This window comes from Brevundimonas sp. M20 (assembly GCF_006547065.1).
Taxonomy (GTDB): Bacteria; Pseudomonadota; Alphaproteobacteria; order Caulobacterales; family Caulobacteraceae; genus Brevundimonas.
Genome location: NZ_CP041243.1, coordinates 2,445,684 through 2,462,945, shown reverse-complemented (window position 1 = coordinate 2,462,945; position 17,262 = coordinate 2,445,684). Strand labels below are relative to the sequence as shown.

Sequence of the window (17,262 nt, the reverse complement as noted above, 5' to 3'; positions counted from 1 at the left end):
ATGTCTTTCAGGCTGCGGCAGGTCTGGAACGGATGACGGCGCGGATCAACCGTTCGCCGACAAGCGCGACGATCAGACTGGCGCCGGTGAGGGGATAGAGCAGGCACAGGGGCAGGACGATGGCCAGGACGGCGAAGCGAACCTTCAGTCCCTCCGGCGCGGGCGGGGCGCCGATCAGGCCCCTGGACAGGCGCGGCGGGCGGCGCTTCCACCACATCATCAGCCCACTGATCGCCAGTAGCCAGACGCCGACACAGCCCGCCAGCATGACCCAGCGGTTGATCGGGCCGAACTGCGTGCCCTGATGGGTGTAGATGCCCCATTCGATGGCCTTGGCGCCCGCGCCGAACTGGCCGTAGCCGATGTCGGCGACGACCTTGCCCTGTGCGGGGTCGATGTAGAGGGCGCGGGTGTCCTGAACTCGCGTGACCTGTGCGGTGACGGTCCAGGTCGTGGCGTCGCCCAAGGGGATGGAGACGGCGTAGGGGCGGGGCAGGCGCGCCGCCTCGGCCATGGCCACGACCTCGGACAGGCCCGCCGAGGCCGGGTGATGGGCATGGGAGGGCAGGGTGACGCCCTCCATGGTCCAGCCGGCGCCCTGTGCGTGATCGGCGTGCTCGGCCCGCTGCCAGGCGCCCGCGACGGGGGCGGCGGGACGACCGAGGCCGCTGCTCTTGACCACGTCCATCACCTTGTCGCCCCACACCGCCGACCAGGGCATGCCGGTGACGGCGAGGAACAGCACCACCCCGCCGACATAGATGCCGGTCAGGGCGTGCAGATCGCGCCAGAAGGGACGGCGGCGCGTATCGGTGGAGGTCAGGGCGACGACGCCCGCCTTCCGTTTGCGCGGCCACCACAGGTACAGGCCGGTGGCGAACAGCACGATGGTCCAGCCCGCCACGATCTCGACCAGCAGGTTCATCGCCGGGCCGAACAGGGTCAGCGAGTGGACCTGCTTGATGATCTCCATCACCCCGCCGTAGCCGGTGACGCCTGTGACGTGGCCGGTGTGGGGATCGACGAAGGCCGTGCGCTGTGAGCCGTCCGGGCGGTCCACCCGGATGCGAACGGCCTGGTCCGGTGCGGCGGGAATGATCACGGCGGCGGCCCGGCCCTGTCCGACCTGCGCCGCGGCGGCGGCCCAGGCCTCGGGCGCGGCTTGCCGGGTGGAGGCCGGAACCTCGATCATCCGGCGATAGACCGCGTGGTCGATCTCGTCCTTGAACAGATACAGGCCGCCGGTCAGGGCCAGCAGCATCAACACGGGCATGACCAGCAGGCCCGCATAGAAATGCCACCGCCAGACGGCCCGGTAGGCGCCGGACAGGGGTGTGGCGGGCGGGGCGGCGAAAGAGGTCGAGGTATCGGTCATCTTCAATGCTCATGTGGTCGGGGAGGCCGCCGGGGCCGCCTCCACCGATCCGCCTCAGAGGGCCAGCCGCAGGCCGAGGAACACAGCGCGTCCCTCGCCGGGGTTGAACACGACGGTCGAAGCCAGACCGGCGTCGGTGATGGCCGAGAACTCGTTGACGTGCCGCTCGTCCGTCAGGTTCCGGCCGTCCACGAACAGGGTCAGCCCGTCCTTGACCTCCCAGCTCGCGTTCAGTCCCAGCAAGGTATAGCCGGGCGCCTTCAGCGTGTTGGCGTAGTCGACCCAGGCGTCGCTGATCCGCCATTCAACCGACGGGGTCAGGCTCAGGCCGGACGGATGACGCCACGCCAGTTCCCCGCGCCAGGCATGCTCCGGCGCGACCGGCAGGCGATTGTCGCCCCATCGCGGGTCGTTGACGAAGCGGAAGTCGCTCCAGGCATAGGTCTGGCGCAGCAGCAGCGAGCCGTCGGCCAGTTCGGTCGGCAGGCGCCAGTCCAGACCCGCCTCAAGACCCTGGTGCACCGTCTCGCCCGCGTTGAAGGTCGCGGCGGGGATGCCGGGGCCGGTGACGAAGTTCAGCAGCTCGCCGTCGATCTCGCTGCGATAGACGGTCACGTCCCAGGCCAGGGAGCCGCGACGGCCGCGCGTGCCGATCTCGGCGGTCCAGGCATCCTGCACATCCACCGGCGTGAAGCCCACCAGTGGCGCCTGAACGAGGGCGCCGTAGGTCGGGGGCTCGACCGAGCGGGTCACATTGGCGAAGACCTGCGCCCCGTCTTGCGCCTCCCACAGCAGGCCCAGTCGCGGCGAGAACCACTCGTAGTCGATGTCGTCATTGTTGGCGGCGTTGACGCGATCGGCGTAGTCGCGCGTGGCCCGTCCGAACGAACCGCCCGCCACCAGCGCCAGCCGGTCGGTGACGAACAGCCGGCCCTCGGCGAAGACGTCCAGCCCCGTCGCCTTCTGCAGATTGTCGGCGGTCAGGGCGCCGGTCTGTCCCGCGGTGTTGATGTAGCGCTGGCTGTCGATCTGACCGTCGCGATAGCTGAGGCCGTAGAACAGATCGGCCCGCATCCCGGCGACCTGGCCGGTCCAGTCGAACCGGCCGAACAGACCGACCGTCTCGCTGTTGGTGTTCAGGACCTGGAAGATCGGGTGCCAGAGCGCCTTCTCCCAACCCCAGACGGCGCCCTCGAAAACGGTGGCGTCGTTCAGCCGCCAGCGGGTCTGCAAGGTCACGCGCTTCAGGGTCAGGTCCCGCGCCTGATCGCCGCTGATCGCGCCGGGATTGGCCTTTTCCGGATCGGTCAGGGCGTCCGCGAGCGAGAGCGAACCGGGGATGTCCTGCTTGATGTCGGCGGCCTGATAGATCAGCCGGACCTCCCGATCCTCTCCGAAAGAGCGGCCCAGGTTCAGGGTCAGGCGCGCCTGGCTCTGTTCGCTGTGGTCGCGATAGCCGTCCGATTCCATCCCGGAAACGGCCGCGAACACGTCCCAGTCGCCGTACTCGCGGGCCAGCTGGACGCTGCCCCGCAGGCTGTTGAACGATCCGCCTTCCACCTGCATCACCGTGTCGTCGACGGCGGTGCGGCCGGTGGGCGTGACCTGATTGATCGCCCCGCCCAGCTGGGCGCCGCCGAAGCGCAGGGTGTTTCCGCCCTTGTAGATTTCAATGTAGCGAGCGCTCAGCGGGTCAACGCCTTGGAAGTCCGAGAAGCCGTCGGCGTCGGCGAAGGGCACGCCGTCCTGGGCGAACAGGACGCCGCGCTGGTGGAAGCCTTGGGCCAGTCCGGACCCCCGGATCGACAGCCGGGCTTCCTCGCCATAGCGCTTCTGCGCCAGCATGCCGGGCACGTTGCGAAGGGTGTCGGCGAAGGTCTGGGCGAAGCGGTTGGCGTAGCTTTCCGAAGAGATGACCGCGACCGCGCCGGGCGTGCGGCTCAGGCGGTCACGCGCCTCGGCCACGACGGCGGGGTCTTCCGGATTGCGGCTTCCGGTGACGATGACGGTGTCGAGGGTGGTCGGGTCTTGCGAGGGCTCGGACGCGAGGGCGGGGGAGGCGACGGCGGCGAGCAGCAGGGCGCAGGGCGCCGCGGAGGTCCACAGGGACATGAGGGATCAATCCTGAAACAGAGAAAAGGCCCGCGTCGCCGACGGCGCGCGGGTTCGGGCGCACGAAGGCGCTCCGGGTCTGGTTCAGGCGTGGGGCGGGGCGGTGGAGGGTGGTCGCGGCGGCGCGCGCGCGGGCGGCGGCGGACTGGCGATCAGGGCGGTGAAGGTCGAGGCCGGGGTGACGGTCGGCGCGGCGCAGGGCTGGGCGACCGGCGGGTTCGGCAGGACCGCCGCCGGGGCCATGACGCAGGCGGCGCATTTGGCCGGCGGCACGCTGCGATCCGGATTGCCGTCGGCGTCGACCTTGATGGTCTGCGGACCTTCGGCGGAGCAGAGCACCAGCGTTTGGCCCGGTCCGGCCGCCGCCATGGCGGCGTAGGGCAGCAGGGTTCCGAGCACGATGGCGAACGTCGCGGCCATGAGGGCCAGCGCACGCCAGATCGACCAGGACTCTGTCTGCGGACGGGTCACCCGGCGGCTGTAGCGCTTCCGGGACGCCAGAGAAAGAGCGGCGCCCCGTCACGCTTCGGGTCGACACCTCGCGAAGCGCGTGCCAGCCTCGACCTGCAACCGGGGGAGTATCCGATGTCTGTTCGCCGCACCGTTCGCCACTCCGTTCGATGGGGCCTGATGGCCGGGGCCGCGATGGCAGTTCTGGCGGGGGCGTCCGCCGTCGCCGCGCAGCACGCGCAGGACGGGGGCGGCGGCCCGGATGCGGTGTCGCTGACCGTCTATAACCAGAACGTCGCCCTGGTGGAGGACACGCGCAGCCTCGACATTCCGGCGGGCCGCTCGCGACGCGAGTTCCCCGGCGTCTCGGCCAGCATCCGGCCCGAGACCGTGGGCCTTTCCGGGCGCGGCCTGTCGGTGGTGGAGCAGAATTTCGACTATGACCTGCTGACGCCGGATCGCCTGATGCAGGCCGCCGTGGGCGGCGAGATCGGCATTGTGCGCACCAATCCCGGCACCGGCGCCCAGCAGACGGACCGGGCCCGCGTGCTGGCCGCGAACGAGGGCGTCGTGCTGGAGGTCGGCGGCAAGATCGAGGTGCTGCGCGACGACGGCGTGCCGACCCGCGTGATCTTCGACGAGGTGCCGTCCAACCTGCGCCCCCGCCCGACACTGAGCGTCACGCTCGACGCCGAGGGTGCGGGCCGTCGCGACGTGACCCTGAACTATCTGACGACCGGGCTGGCGTGGAAGGCGGACTATGTCGCCCGCTACGACGAGACGGCGGGGACGCTGGACCTGACCGGCTGGGTAACGATCAACAACCAGTCCGGCGTGACCTTCACCAATGCGCGGACGCGGGTGGTTGCGGGCGACGTGTCGGTGCTGAACGCGCCGTATGATCCGCGCACCGGAAGCTATGCGCGGCCACCCGCGCCGCGTGGCGCGGGAACCCAGGCCGGAGCCGCCCGCGGACTGGCCGATGTCTATGTCTATCCCCTGCCCGAGCCGGTCACGGTGGCCAACAACCAGACCAAGCAGGTCGGCCTGCTGGATGTCTCCGGCGTGCCCGCGAGCAAGCGCTACGTCTTCGAGATGAACCGGTTCGACACCTTGAACGAACCGTCGGGCGCCCAGGTGGCCATGACCTTTTCCAACAGCGCGACGTCAGGGGTGGGCGCGCCCCTGCCGGCGGGAATCGTGCGGGTCTATGTCAATGACGCGGCGGGCGAGCCCCGCTTCGTCGGCGAGGACCGTGTCGCCCACACGCCTGCGGGCTCGGACATCGTCATCACCACGGGTGCGGCCTTCGACGTGACCGTACAGCCTCGTGTGGTGCAGGAGGAAACCGTCCAGCGCCGCCGGGGGCAAACGCCGTGGACCCGTTACCAGATGGAGTACACCGTCCGGAACGCCCGCCCGCAGCCGGTGGTGGTCGAGGTTCGGCAGACGGAGCTGAGCGCGCTGGCCGAGGTCTCTGACCAGTCCATCGAGGCAGAGCGCCGGGGGAACAGCCTGATCTGGCTGGTTCCCGTGCCCGCCAATGGTGAGACCAGACTGACCGCCACTGTCGTCACCGGCGACTGAGCGTCATGCGTCTCGCGCTCGCCGTCGCTCTGATCGCCGGGCTGGCCACGCCCGCGTGGGGCCAGACGCAGAGCCTTTCCGCGCGTCCCGACGGGACGACGCTGGTGATCTATCGGTTCAACCCCATCGACACCTCCAGCACGCTTGATGAGCTGCGCAGTGCAACCCGCCATGTCTCGACCGACGGGCTGGCGATGATCGTGGAGAGCCGGACGGTGGATGTGCCGGCCGGGGAAGCGATCCTCCGTTTCGAAGGGCTGACGCCCGGCATCATTCCCGAGAGCGCCGCCATCGACGGGCTGCCGGGCGAGGTTCTGGAGCGCAACAGCAGTTTTGAACTCCTGACGGCGGGCTCCCTGTTGCAGCACTCCATCGGCGAGACGGTGCAGGTCGGGCGCACCAACCCGGAAACGGGTGTCGAGACGGTGGTTCCCGCAATCGTCCGCTCGGGGGCGAATGGCCCGGTGCTGGAGATCGACGGTCGGCTGGAGCCCCTGTCCTGTCAGGGATTGAACCAGCGGCTGATCTTCGACCGCGTCCCGGATGGGCTGGGTGACCGGCCGACCCTGTCCGTCCGCACCCGCTCGCCTGTGGCCGGTCGCTACACCATCCGGCTGGCCTATCTGGCAGAGGGGCTGAACTGGTCGGCGGACTATGTGGCCCGGCTGGCTCCCGATGGAAGGTCGATGGACATCGAGGGCTGGATCACCCTGATGAACTTCACCAATGGCGGCTTCACGGATACGCCGGTGCAGGTCGTGGCGGGCAATCTGGCCCGCGAGTACGACACCGAGGCCATCGAGCCGGTCGTGGCCACGGTCGCGCCCCGGTGCTGGCCGCTGGACACCACCACGCGCAACCCGTTCGGTCCGCAGCGTGGGACAATTGTCCCGACGCCGGTCACCGACTATCTGGCGACGATCCCGGCCCTGTCGAACAGCGTGGTCGGCGATACCGGGATCGACGAGATCGTCGTCACCGGGAGCCGCATCCGGGCGACCCTGTCGGATCTGGGCGACTACAAGATTTACACCCTGGCCGAGCCCACCGACCTGAACGCCCGGCAGGCCAAACAGATTCGCTTCTTCGATCAGCAGGACGTGCGCTTCACCCGGACCTATCAGGTCCGTCTGGATCACAGCGATGACGCGCCGCAGGTCCCGAAGCTGTTGCTGCGGTTGCGCAACGAGGCGCGTGACGGACTCGGTGTCCCCATGCCAGGCGGCGGGTTGAGTCTGATCGAGACCCATGACGGGGCGGCGATCCTGACGGGACAAGCGGACTTCATGGATCGGGGGGAAGGCGTGCCGCTGGAGCTCGAGTTCGGCGAGGCCATGGGGCTATCTGTGCTGGCCGAGGTCACGGATGAGGCGGACTGGAAGGCCGGCGAGGACACCTACATGCAGAAGGTCGTCGTTGAGGCCACCCTCATCAACGACAAGGACTGGCCGGTCGAGATCGAGGTCGTGCCGGAGTGGTCCGGCTGGCGCGGCTTCCGGGTGCTGGCGCAGAGCCGCCGCTGTCAGGTCAATGACGCGGGTGACACCGTCTGGCGGGTAAGGGTCCCGGCGCGCGGCTCGGAGACCCTCAGCTATACGGTGCAGGCTGAAGACTAGCCCTCGGCCTTGCCGGCCTGCTGACGGGGGCTGAATTTCGGCGCGGGGGCCAGGCGCATCACCTCGCCCTGATAGCGTTCGTCGTCGCCCGCCAGCGCGAAGGGCAGGGCGTCGGCGCAGGCGTCGAGCATGGCCTGCAGCCAGGCCTGATCGGCCTTGGCGAAGTCGCCCAGCACATGGGGCATGACCAGATGGCTTTCGCCCGGATGGCCCACGCCCATACGGGCGCGGCGGAAATCGGCGCCCAGATGGCTGATCAGGCTGCGCACGCCGTTCTGGCCCGCCGCGCCGCCGCCGGTCTTCATGCGGAACCGGCCGGGGGCCAGGTCGATCTCGTCGTGGAAGACGATCACCTCGGACGGCTTGATCTTGTAGAAGCGCGCCGCCTCGCCGACGGCCCGGCCGCTCTCGTTCATATAGGTCTGGGGCTTCATCAGAAGCACCTTCACCGCGCCGTTCGCCGTGGAGACCTCGCCCTCGCGGATGACCGACTGGAACTTCGCCCGCTCGGGCCCGAAATTCCAGCGACGGGCGATCTCATCGACGGCCATGAAGCCGATGTTGTGGCGGTTCTTCTCATATTTCGGGCCGGGATTGCCCAGGCCGGCGACGATGATCATGGCTGTGGTCCAGACAAGGAAACGGCCCCATCCGTAAACGGAAGGGGCCGCTCCAGAAACAGTGGATCGAGGGCGACTTAGCCTTCGGTCTTTTCGCCTTCGTCCGATTGCTCGGTGGCCGGAACGTCGTCCGCGGCGGCTTCGACGGCGGCTTGTTCCTCGGCGATGGCTTCCTCGATCTCGTCGGCGGCCTTGGCGGCCGAGGACGACTTGATGGAGGCGATCACGAAGTCACGGTCGGTGATGGTCGGCTCGACGCCCTTCGGAACCTTGATGTCCGAGAAGCGAATGGTGTCGCCCAGCTTGTGACCGGCCAGATCGACCACCAGGTCTTCCGGGATGTGGTCGGCGCGGACCGAGATTTCGACCGAGTGACGGACGATTTCCAGCGAACCGCCCTGACGGAAGGCCTTGCACTGGTCTTCGTTGATGAAGTGCACCGGCACTTCAATCTTGATGGTCTGCTTCTCGTCGACGCGCATCAGGTCGAAGTGCAGCGGGCGATCCGACACCGGGTCGAACTGCACGTCGCGGGCGATGACCGGCTGGGTCTCTTCGCCGTACTTCAGGGTCACCAGATGGCCCAGCAGCTTGCCGGTGTAGAGCGACTTGCGGAAGTCCTTCTCGTTCACCGAAATGGCGACGGGGGCCTTGTCGCCGCCGTACAGGATGCCGGGCACCATGCCGGCGCGACGGGCGGCGCGGGCGCCGCCGGTGCCGACGCCGTCGCGGACGTCCACGTTCAGGATGATCTCGGCCATCTGGCTCGCCTCAAATAACAACAGGAACACCGCGCCAACCTTGGGCCTGCGCGGCGGGGGTCTGAACCCTCGAAATCAGGAGCGGGGGCTATTACACGCAAGCGCCCCGGTACGCAACCGCTGTCGACTCTTTGCGGTCAGCGGCCGCTGTTCAGCGAAGCGGTCGTGGTCGCCTGCGCGGCCTCGGCGGCCTGGGACGCGACCGGCGCCTCGCCTTCGGCCACCGCCGTCGGAGCCAGTTCGGGCGTCGGCGGAGTGATGTTCTGGGCGGTGCAGGTGGACAGATCGCGGGCGATGTGACGGCCGACGCAGAACATGTCCTCATAGCTGGGGCGCGAGGCCGCCAGGCACTGGAACAGCATCAGCTTGGACATATTCAGACAGAACTCGCTGTTCTGATCGACCGTCATGGCTTCGGTATTGGTGCGGAAGTCCTCGCCCCCGGCGCCGAGGGCGGCCAGGGCGGCCAGCGCCAGGGCGCGGGTCACCGCCGGGGTGTAGGGCGGGCCCGAACGGCCCGGGTTCAGATCCAGACCAGCGCCGGAGTGGGCGGCGGCGAACAGGCGGGCCGATTCTTCCGCCGACGGCAGCATCTGGGCGGCCGACAGGGTCTTGGCGCTTTGCAGACGACTGTCGCGATTCTGGATCGGGGTCACGGCCCAGCGGCGGCGCGGGTCGCGGCGTTCCTGGATGGTGTAGGCGTCGCCTTCAACACCTTCGGCGATGCGGTGCATGGCGGCGACGTCGCGGCCCAGGGTCTCGACGATCAGGCCCGCGGCGGCGTCGGCGCCCGGCAGGGTCGCGGCGACGGCCGGGTCCGCGATGATGCGGTTGATCAGGTCCTGACGCCCCGCCGGATCGACGGCGTAGGTGCGCACGCCCTGCACGAACTCGGGCGCCTGCAGCGCCAGAATCGAGCCGTAGGCGATCATGCCGCGCGACAGCTGGGCGGGCTCATAGGCCGCGCCCTTGCGGATGGCGGCCTGAATGGCCTCGGCGTCGGTGAAGCCGCCGGGCGGGATGGTGCCGACGTCGCGCATGAAGGCGACATAGATGGAGGCGGCCTGCGCCACGCCCTCGTTCATCGACACGGCGGGCGGCGGGGGCGGGGGCGGGGGGGCGGGCGGCGGCGCGGCCGGTTCATCCGTGGCGCAACCCGCGAGTACGGCGGCGGCGGCGACAGCGGCGAGCGTGAGTCCGCGACGCATTTGACCCTTGAACATTACAGAACCCCGACCCTCAGCGTCCCTCCGGCGGGACGCGACCACAGACTGCACCCTATATCGCGGAGAAAAGGGTTCTCCGAGCGTTAATCCAAGCGTAGCCGGAGGATGCGGATCACAAGGTGATGATTCTCCCTAGCGGAGACTGCTGTTCGGCCCGGAGTTGAGTCGTCGCGTGGGGCTGGGCGTCGGGCTGGGCGTCGGAGCGGGCGCCGCGGGCGTCGGCGCGGCCAGACCGTCCGGAGCGGGCGTGATGCGGGGCTCTTCCACCACCTGCACCCCGGACACCCGCACCGTGGCGGCCGGCAGGGCGGCGCCGCGCACACAGGTCGCGATGTCGCGCACCACATGACGGCCGACGCAGAACACGTCCTCATAGCTGGGGCGGGAGGCGGCCAGACACTGGAACAGCATCAGCTTGGATTCCGCCAGACAGGCCTGACTGACCGGATCGTCCTGAAGCGCCGTCGTCCGGGGAAGGGCGGCGTCGCCCGCCTCGCCCAGCGCCGCCAGAGCGGCCAGCGCCAGGGCGCGTTCGACCACGGGCGGGTAGCCCGGCTGGCGGGGGCGACCGGCGGGCAGGTCCAGTCCGGTCCCGGCGTGGGCCGCGGCGGTCAGGCGGCTCGCGTCGGGCGCGGAGGGCAGCATGGCCTGCGCCGAGCTGGCCTTGGCCCCGGCCAGTCGCCCGTCGCGGTTCGCCACCGGGGCCACGGCCCAGGAGCGCCGGGAGTCGGCCTGGATGGCGTAGGCGTCATTCTCGATGGCGGTCGCGGCGGCGCCCAGGGCGTCGATGTCGCGACCCAGGGCGGCCATGATCAGGCCCGCGGCGGCGTCCGCGCCCGGCAGGCGCGAGGCCCAGCGCGGGTCGGAGGCGATGTTGGCGGCCAGTTGCTCGCGGGTGGCGCGATCAACGGCGTATTGGCGTACGCCGCTGACGAACTCGGGCGACTGCAGGGCGACGATGGAGGCGTAGGCGATCAACCCGCGCGACAGCTGGGCCGGCTCATAGGCCGAGCCGCGCCGGAGCGCCGCCTGAATCGCCTCGGCGTCCGCGAAGCCGCCTTGCTGGGCGGCCATCTCGCGGGTGAAGGCCACATAGATGGAGGCGGCGTCGATGACGTCCTGATTCAGGGCGATGGGCGGCGGGGTGCGGGCGGCGATTTCAGCGGCGATGCGCGCCGCTTCCGCCTCGGCGGCCTTTTCAGCGGCGGACTGGGATGCGCAGCTCGCCAGCAGGGCGGCGACGGCGAGAGCGGCCACGGCAAGGCCGCGGCTCCGGTGGGCCGAACTCATCAGATCTCCTTCAGCATCGACGCCCCGCGCCGAATCTTCAGGGCCTAATGAGGCCGGACCAAGGACGTTCCCTCAAACCGTCCAGATCAGTCGAAGAGTTTGGAAACCGATTCCTCATTGGCGATCCGCCGGATGGCCTCGCCGATCAGCGGAGCGACCGAGACGCGGCGAATCTTGGAGCAGCCCAGCACCTCGTCCGGCTGCTCGATCGAGTCGGTGATCACCAGCTCCTTCAGCGGGCCGTCGGCCACGCGCTGGACGGCCGGGCCGGACAGCACGCCATGGCTGATGTAGGCCGAAACCTGGGTCGCGCCCTTGTCGATCAGCGCCTTGGCGGCGTTCACCAGCGTGCCGCCCGAATCGACGATGTCGTCGAACAGGATGCATTCGCGTCCGGCCACGTCGCCGATGATGTTCATGACCTCGCTCTCGCCCGCCTTGGGGCGGCGCTTGTCGACGATGGCCAGGTCGACGTTCAGGCGCTCGGCCAGCGAGCGGGCGCGCACCACGCCGCCCACGTCCGGCGAGACGATCATCAGATTGCCGCGCTGGTAGTTTTCCTTGATGTCGCTGGCCAGAACCGGCGTGGCGACCAGATTGTCGGTCGGGATGTCGAAGAAGCCCTGAATCTGGCCCGCGTGCAGGTCCATGGTCAGGACCCGGTCGGCGCCGGCGCGGGTGATCATATTGGCGACCAGCTTGGCCGAGATCGGGGTGCGGCCCCCTGTCTTCCGGTCCTGACGGGCGTAGCCGAAATAGGGGACGACAGCCGTGATCCGCTTGGCCGACGCCCTGACCAGGGCGTCCGTCATGATCAGCATTTCCATCAGGTTGTCGTTGGCCGGATAGCTGGTCGACTGGATGACGAAGACGTCCTCGCCGCGAACGTTCTCCTCGATCATCGCGAACACTTCATTGTCGGCGAACCGCTTCACCTGGGCCTTGGTCAGGGGCATGTCGAGGTGGCTTGCAATCGCGGCCGCGAGGGTCCGGTTCGAGTTGCCAGAGAGCAGCTTCATGTCCGGTCATCCTTTCGCCGTCATCGCCCGGCTGCATGTCGCCGTGGCGCTGGCGCGCTACATATCAGGGGACGCCGGGGTCACAAGTCGCGATCCATGCTTTTTTGGCGCTTCTTCGCGCATTGGCGCTGCGAAGTTCACTGGTATAGAGATCGCGTCTCGTTTCCGGGGGCGCCGTCGGACGGTGGTCCGTAGGCATGCATACTTGAGGTCGTCCTTGTCCGTTTCGAAGTTCCGCTCCGGTCTTGTTCTGGCGGCCGCCGCCGTTTCGGCCCTGACCGTCACCGCCTGTAACGGCGGTTCGAACCGTCCGCGTCTGGCCTATGAGGAACGCCCGGTCGAGGCCCTGTACAACACCGGCTACCAGCGCATTCAGGCGAAGCGCTGGAGCGACGCCATCGACTACTTCCAGGAAGTCGAGCGCCAGCACCCTTATTCGGAATGGTCGCGTCGCGCGATCCTGATGCAGATCTACGCCTATTATCAGGACAACCACTATCAGGAGGCGATCGCCGCGGCGGATCGCTTCATCGCCCTGTTCCCGGGCAATCCCAGCGCGCCCTACGCCTTCTACATGAAGGCCATCTGCAATTTCGAACAGATCACCGACGTGGGCCGCGACCAGGGCTTCGCCCAGGCGGCGCTGAGCGGCCTGCGGGATGTGGCCCGCCGCTATCCGGGCACGCCCTACGCCATCGACGCCACGGTGAAGATGGACATGGTCAACGACCAGCTGGCCGGCAAGGAAATGGCTATCGGCCGCTACTATCAGCGCGCCAACCAGCCGCTGGCCGCCCTGAACCGCTACAAGACCGTGATCGACAACCCGGCCTACCAGCGCACCTCGCACACGCCGGAAGCCCTGTATCGTCTGGTCGAGGTCAATCTGACCCTCGGCCTGAAGGACGAGGCCATGCGCAACGGTTCGGTGCTGGGCTTCAACTATCCGGGCAGCCCCTGGTACTCCGAAGCCTACGCCCTGCTGTCGGAACAGGCCGCCGCTCCGGAAGTCGCGCCGACCGCGCAGCGTGAAAGCTGGCTGCGTCGTCTGATCCCGGGCTGACGTTTTCTTTTTGTTCCTCTATTCCCGGGCTTGTCCCGGGAGGCGGTTGCTCCGCATTCTCCGGCATCGCCCGAGAAGACGATTCGCCTTGCCCCAGATTTCTGACCGCGTTTCCGGCCTGATGTTCCCGCAAGGGAGCCTGCCGTGCTGACCGCGCTTTCGATTCGCGACATCGTTCTGGTGGACGTGCTGGACCTCGAGGTCCGGGATGGCCTGACCGTGCTGACCGGCGAGACCGGGGCCGGCAAGTCGATCATTCTGGATGCCTTGGGTCTGGCGCTCGGGGCGCGGGGCGACGCCGGTCTGGTGCGGGCCGGGGCCAGACAGGCCAGCGCCACCGCCGTCTTCACCGCGCCCGACGATGCCGCCCTGATCGAACTGATCGCCGAGAAGGGATTCGAGGTCACGCCGGGCGAGGATTTGATCCTGCGCCGCACCGTCGCCGCCGACGGCCGCAGCCGCGCCTTCGTCAATGACCAGCCCGCGGGCGTCACCGCCCTGCGCGAGATCGGTCAGGCCTTGGTCGAGGTGCACGGTCAGCACGAGACGGTCGGCCTGCTGGACTGGAAGACCCACCGCGCCCTGCTGGACGCCTACGGCGGGCTGTCGCCCCAGCTGGAGGGGGTGGCCCGCTCCGCCGAGGCCCTGAAGACCGCCGAGCGCAAGGTCGCCGACCTGAAGGCCGCCGCCGCCGACGCCGCCGCCCACACCGAGGAACTGACCCAGAATCTGGCCGACCTCGACGCGCTGGATCCCCGCGCGGACGAGGAAACCGAGCTGGCGGGCGAACGGGCCCTGCTCGGCGCGGCGGAAAAGGCCATGGCCGATCTGACCGACGCCCGCGCCTCACTGGGCGGGGACAAGCTGTCGCGCAACCTGTCGGCGGCCCTGCGCGCGGTCGAGCACGCCCGCACCCGCGCGGCCCAGTCGGGCGCCGAGGGCGATCATCCGCTGCTGCTGAAACTGACCGCCGCCGCCGAGGCTATCGACCGCACGCTGGTGGAGGCCGAGGAGGCGCTGGCCTGCGTCGACGCCGCCGCCCACGCCTTCGACTTCGAGCCGGGCCGTCTGGACAAGACGGAGGAACGGCTGTTCGCCCTGCGCGCCGCCGCCCGCAAGCTGAACACCTCGGTCGAGCTGCTGCCGACCCTGCGCGAGCGCTTCCGTGAGCAACTGCGTCTGATCGAGGACGGCGCCGACGCCATCACCGCCGCCGAGCGCGAGGCCTCCGGTGCGCGCGAGGCCTATGATCTGGCCGCGACCCTGCTGACCTCGGCGCGGGAGGCCGCCGCCGAGCGGCTGACGATGTCGGTGATGGAGGAACTCGGTCCGCTGAAGCTGGAACGCGCCCGTTTCCGTGTCGCCTTCGAGCCGGTGGCTGAGGGGCGCCGTGGGCCGCTGGGCGTCGAGACCGTGCGCTTCGAGATCGCCACCAACGCCGGAACACCCTTCGGTCCGCTGGACGCCATCGCGTCGGGCGGCGAACTGGCCCGCTTCGCCCTCGCCATGAAGGCCGCGCTGGCGGGACGCGAGGACCAGCGCCAGCCGGTGATGATCTTCGATGAGGTCGATCAGGGCGTCGGCGGCGCCGTGGCCGAGGCCGTCGGCACCCGCCTGAAGCGCCTGTCGCAGGGGGCGCAGGTGCTGGTCGTCACCCACAGCCCGCAGGTCGCCGCGCGCGGCCACGCCCACTGGAAGGTCCGTAAGTCGGACTACGCGGGCGTCACCGCCACCACGGTCGACACGCTGGATGAAGGTCAGCGGCTGGAAGAAATCGCGCGGATGTTGTCGGGCGCGACCATCACCGATGAAGCGCGCGCGGCGGCGAAAACCCTGATCGGCTAGCGCTTCGGCGGCTCACGCCGCCTGCAGCACCTTGCGCAGGGCGGTGTGGATGTCCGGGTTGGCGGCCAGCACCTGCTTGCCGTTCTTCGGATCGCCGTCGATGTCGATGGTGGTGACCAGACCGCCGGCCTCGGTGACCAGCAGGATGCCCGCGGCCACGTCCCACGCCTGCAGATTGCGCTCGAAGAAGGCGTCGTAGCGACCGGCGGCGACCCAGGCGAAGTCCAGGGCGGCCGAGCCGAGGCGGCGGATGCCCGCGACGCGCTGGCCGACGGCGTGGATGTCCTTGATCGACTGGGCGTGGCCCGTCTTGCCGATGAAGGGCAGGCCGGTGCCGATCAGGCTTTCCGACAGGTCCTTGCGACCCGCCACGCGGATGCGACCGTCGTTCAGGTAGCAGCCCTTGCCCTTCTCGGCCCAGAACATCTCGTTCATGACCGGGTTGTAGGTCACGGCGGCGACGATCTCGGACGAGCCGTCCGGCGCGAAACGCTCCAGCCCGACCGTGATCGCGAAATGCGGCATGGCGTGGATGAAGTTGGTCGTGCCGTCGATCGGATCGACGATCCAGCGGTGCGACTTGTCGGTGCCTTCGATGAAGCCGCGTTCCTCGCCGAGGAAGCCGTAGCCCGGGCGGGCTTTCATCAGCAGCTCATACAGGGTGTCTTCGGCCTTGATGTCTGCGGCGGTGACGAAGTCGCCCGGACCCTTGCGCGAGGTCTGGAGCTGCGACACTTCACCGAAGTCGCGCAGCATGGGGCGGGCGGTCTTGCGGACCGCGTCCATCATGACGGTGAGCAGGGCGGAGGCGAGGGCCATCTTGGATCTCCTGGTCCGTCATGCCCTCCAAGGCGCGCGGCCCGGGCATGCGGAGAAGTTCAAACGCTAGCCGGCTCCGACGGAGCCGGTGAAGTGATTGGTGACTGGTGGTTGGTGATTGATGCGGCTCACACCACACCCTTTGGGCTTACGCTGGCTTTTGATCCAGCAGTCACCAATCACCAATCACTAGTCACGCGGCGAAGCCGCTTAGTCCGCGCGGCGGACGTATTCGCCGGTGGTGGTGTCGACGACGATCTTCTCGCCGGCCGACATGTACGGCGGGATCATGATGCGGACGCCGTTGTTGGCGATCGCGGGCTTGTAGGACGAGGAGGCGGTCTGGCCCTTCACGGTCGGCTCGGTCTCGACGACTTCCAGCGTCACCTGATCCGGCAGCGACAGACCGATCGGACGGTCCTCGTGCATTTCGATCACGACCTTCATGCCTTCCTGCAGGTACGGGATGCGGTCGTCGCCGACCCAGTCCTTCTGCAGTTCGATCTGCTCGTAGTTTTCGTCGTTCATGAAGACGAGGTTGTCGCCGCCGTCGAACAGGTAGGAGAAATCCTTCTGTTCCAGCGTCACGCGCTCGACCTTGTCTTCCGAACGGAAGCGCTCGTTCAGCTTGTTGCCGGTCTCGAGGTTCTTGGCCTCGACGTTGGCGAAGGCGCCGCCCTTGCCGGGCTTGACGTGGCTGGCCTTGGTGACGACCCACAGGCCGCCATTGTGCTGCAGGACCATGCCGGGCTTGATGGTGTTGCCGTTAATCTTGGCCATGATGTCTCGGAAGGGTTGAGGCGCAGCCCTTGCGGCGCGCGCGAACGGGCGCAGTCCCTAACGGAAGCCGGGGCTTACGGCAAGCTGGGCGCGTCAGTGCAGCGTCTGCCCGGTCTCGCGCGCCTTGCGGCCGATCATGTTGGCGACCGCCACCTCGCCGCCGACGGGGGCCGCCATCTTGCCGGCGCGGGCGTCCAGCTTGCGGGCCTCATGGGCGAAGGCGGCGGCCATGCCCGCCGAGGACATGGCGGCGGCGATCTGCAGCCCCCGGCTGGCGGGGCGCATGGCGATCCACACGGCGTTCAGCGCTTGCGCCCCGGCCCAGAGGGCCATGGCGACATTCCGCTCCTTCGCTTTCGGCGCGTTCCACACGCGCACCGCCGACAGGGTGGTGGCCGAGAAGACGGCGGGCAGGATGAAGCTCAGAGATCCTCGCGGCCGCTCGGTGATCGGGGCGTCGTCTTGCGCCAGTTGGACGGGCCGGGGCCTGATGGTGCGTCTGGCGAATGCCGTCGCCGCCAGGGCGAACCCCACCGTCAGGGCCACGCCCAGCACCACATGGCCGACGTCGCGGCCCCCGGCGTTCAGAAAGTCCGTCGCCGCGTCCTGCACGTCGTCGAACACATCATCGATATCAGTCATCCGCGCCTCCAGCTCGGGAGGGGAATGAGCCGGAGGGGGCGGGGTTCCCGCCCCTTC

At 68.8% G+C, this 17,262-nt stretch carries 15 protein-coding genes; 4 read left to right on the top strand and 11 right to left on the bottom strand.

Annotation, left to right across the window (positions count from 1 at the left end; all coding sequences use genetic code 11):
* Positions 1-7 precede the first annotated feature (7 nt).
* From FKQ52_RS12160 to FKQ52_RS12150, 3 genes are all read right to left on the bottom strand, one after another.
* The gene (locus FKQ52_RS12160) at positions 8-1,375 is read right to left on the bottom strand and encodes a PepSY domain-containing protein (protein WP_141627422.1); all 1,368 of its coding nucleotides are present in this window, start codon (positions 1,373-1,375) and stop codon (positions 8-10) included.
* Positions 1,376-1,429: 54 nt separating this feature from the next.
* Complete coding sequence (locus tag FKQ52_RS12155; RefSeq protein ID WP_141627421.1) at positions 1,430-3,487, bottom strand: TonB-dependent receptor domain-containing protein; 2,058 nt, start codon at positions 3,485-3,487, stop codon at positions 1,430-1,432.
* 84 nt (positions 3,488-3,571) lie between these two features.
* Complete coding sequence (locus tag FKQ52_RS12150) at positions 3,572-3,958, bottom strand: hypothetical protein (RefSeq protein WP_141627420.1); 387 nt, start codon at positions 3,956-3,958, stop codon at positions 3,572-3,574.
* 114 nt (positions 3,959-4,072) lie between these two features.
* Between FKQ52_RS12150 and FKQ52_RS12145 the strand changes: the two genes are divergently transcribed.
* A complete protein-coding gene (locus FKQ52_RS12145; RefSeq protein ID WP_240811642.1) occupies positions 4,073-5,524 on the top strand; it encodes a DUF4139 domain-containing protein in 1,452 nt (483 codons plus the stop codon).
* A gap of 5 nt (positions 5,525-5,529) precedes the next feature.
* Positions 5,530-7,140 carry a DUF4139 domain-containing protein gene (locus FKQ52_RS12140; protein ID WP_141627419.1) on the top strand — a complete coding sequence of 537 codons (1,611 nt, stop codon included), beginning with the start codon at positions 5,530-5,532 and terminating at the stop codon, positions 7,138-7,140.
* Here the strand turns inward: FKQ52_RS12140 and pth are convergent.
* The 5 genes from pth to FKQ52_RS12115 form a co-directional block, all read right to left on the bottom strand.
* Positions 7,137-7,760 carry an aminoacyl-tRNA hydrolase gene (pth, locus tag FKQ52_RS12135; RefSeq protein WP_141627418.1) on the bottom strand — a complete coding sequence of 208 codons (624 nt, stop codon included), beginning with the start codon at positions 7,758-7,760 and terminating at the stop codon, positions 7,137-7,139. The genes FKQ52_RS12140 and pth overlap by 4 nt on opposite strands.
* 77 nt (positions 7,761-7,837) lie before the next feature.
* Positions 7,838-8,521: a 50S ribosomal protein L25/general stress protein Ctc gene (locus FKQ52_RS12130; protein WP_141627417.1), complete on the bottom strand. Its 684-nt coding sequence runs from the start codon at positions 8,519-8,521 to the stop codon at positions 7,838-7,840.
* A 137-nt stretch (positions 8,522-8,658) separates the two neighbouring features.
* Positions 8,659-9,729, bottom strand: a complete 1,071-nt coding sequence (locus FKQ52_RS12125) for a hypothetical protein (RefSeq protein ID WP_205750754.1) — start codon at positions 9,727-9,729, stop codon at positions 8,659-8,661.
* A gap of 150 nt (positions 9,730-9,879) precedes the next feature.
* Complete coding sequence (locus tag FKQ52_RS12120) at positions 9,880-11,037, bottom strand: hypothetical protein (RefSeq protein WP_141627416.1); 1,158 nt, start codon at positions 11,035-11,037, stop codon at positions 9,880-9,882.
* An 86-nt stretch (positions 11,038-11,123) separates the two neighbouring features.
* Positions 11,124-12,056 (bottom strand): ribose-phosphate pyrophosphokinase, encoded by a 933-nt coding sequence (locus FKQ52_RS12115; protein WP_141627415.1) that lies wholly within the window; start codon positions 12,054-12,056, stop codon positions 11,124-11,126.
* A gap of 217 nt (positions 12,057-12,273) precedes the next feature.
* Here FKQ52_RS12115 and FKQ52_RS12110 point away from each other — a divergent pair, with 217 nt between their 5' ends.
* Positions 12,274-13,119, top strand: a complete 846-nt coding sequence (locus tag FKQ52_RS12110) for an outer membrane protein assembly factor BamD (protein ID WP_240811641.1) — start codon at positions 12,274-12,276, stop codon at positions 13,117-13,119.
* 144 nt (positions 13,120-13,263) lie between these two features.
* Positions 13,264-14,964 (top strand): DNA repair protein RecN, encoded by a 1,701-nt coding sequence (recN, locus tag FKQ52_RS12105; protein ID WP_141627413.1) that lies wholly within the window; start codon positions 13,264-13,266, stop codon positions 14,962-14,964.
* Between the two features lie 12 nt (positions 14,965-14,976).
* On the opposite strand, the gene FKQ52_RS12100 is transcribed toward recN, so the two are convergent.
* From FKQ52_RS12100 to FKQ52_RS12090, 3 genes are all read right to left on the bottom strand, one after another.
* Positions 14,977-15,783, bottom strand: coding sequence for an inositol monophosphatase family protein (locus FKQ52_RS12100; RefSeq protein WP_141627412.1), 807 nt, complete (start codon positions 15,781-15,783; stop codon positions 14,977-14,979).
* 210 nt (positions 15,784-15,993) lie between these two features.
* On the bottom strand, positions 15,994-16,563 hold the full coding sequence (efp, locus tag FKQ52_RS12095; protein ID WP_141627411.1) for an elongation factor P: 570 nt from the start codon (positions 16,561-16,563) through the stop codon (positions 15,994-15,996).
* A gap of 93 nt (positions 16,564-16,656) precedes the next feature.
* On the bottom strand, positions 16,657-17,205 hold the full coding sequence (locus FKQ52_RS12090; protein WP_141627410.1) for a TspO protein: 549 nt from the start codon (positions 17,203-17,205) through the stop codon (positions 16,657-16,659).
* Positions 17,206-17,262: the final 57 nt, after the last annotated feature.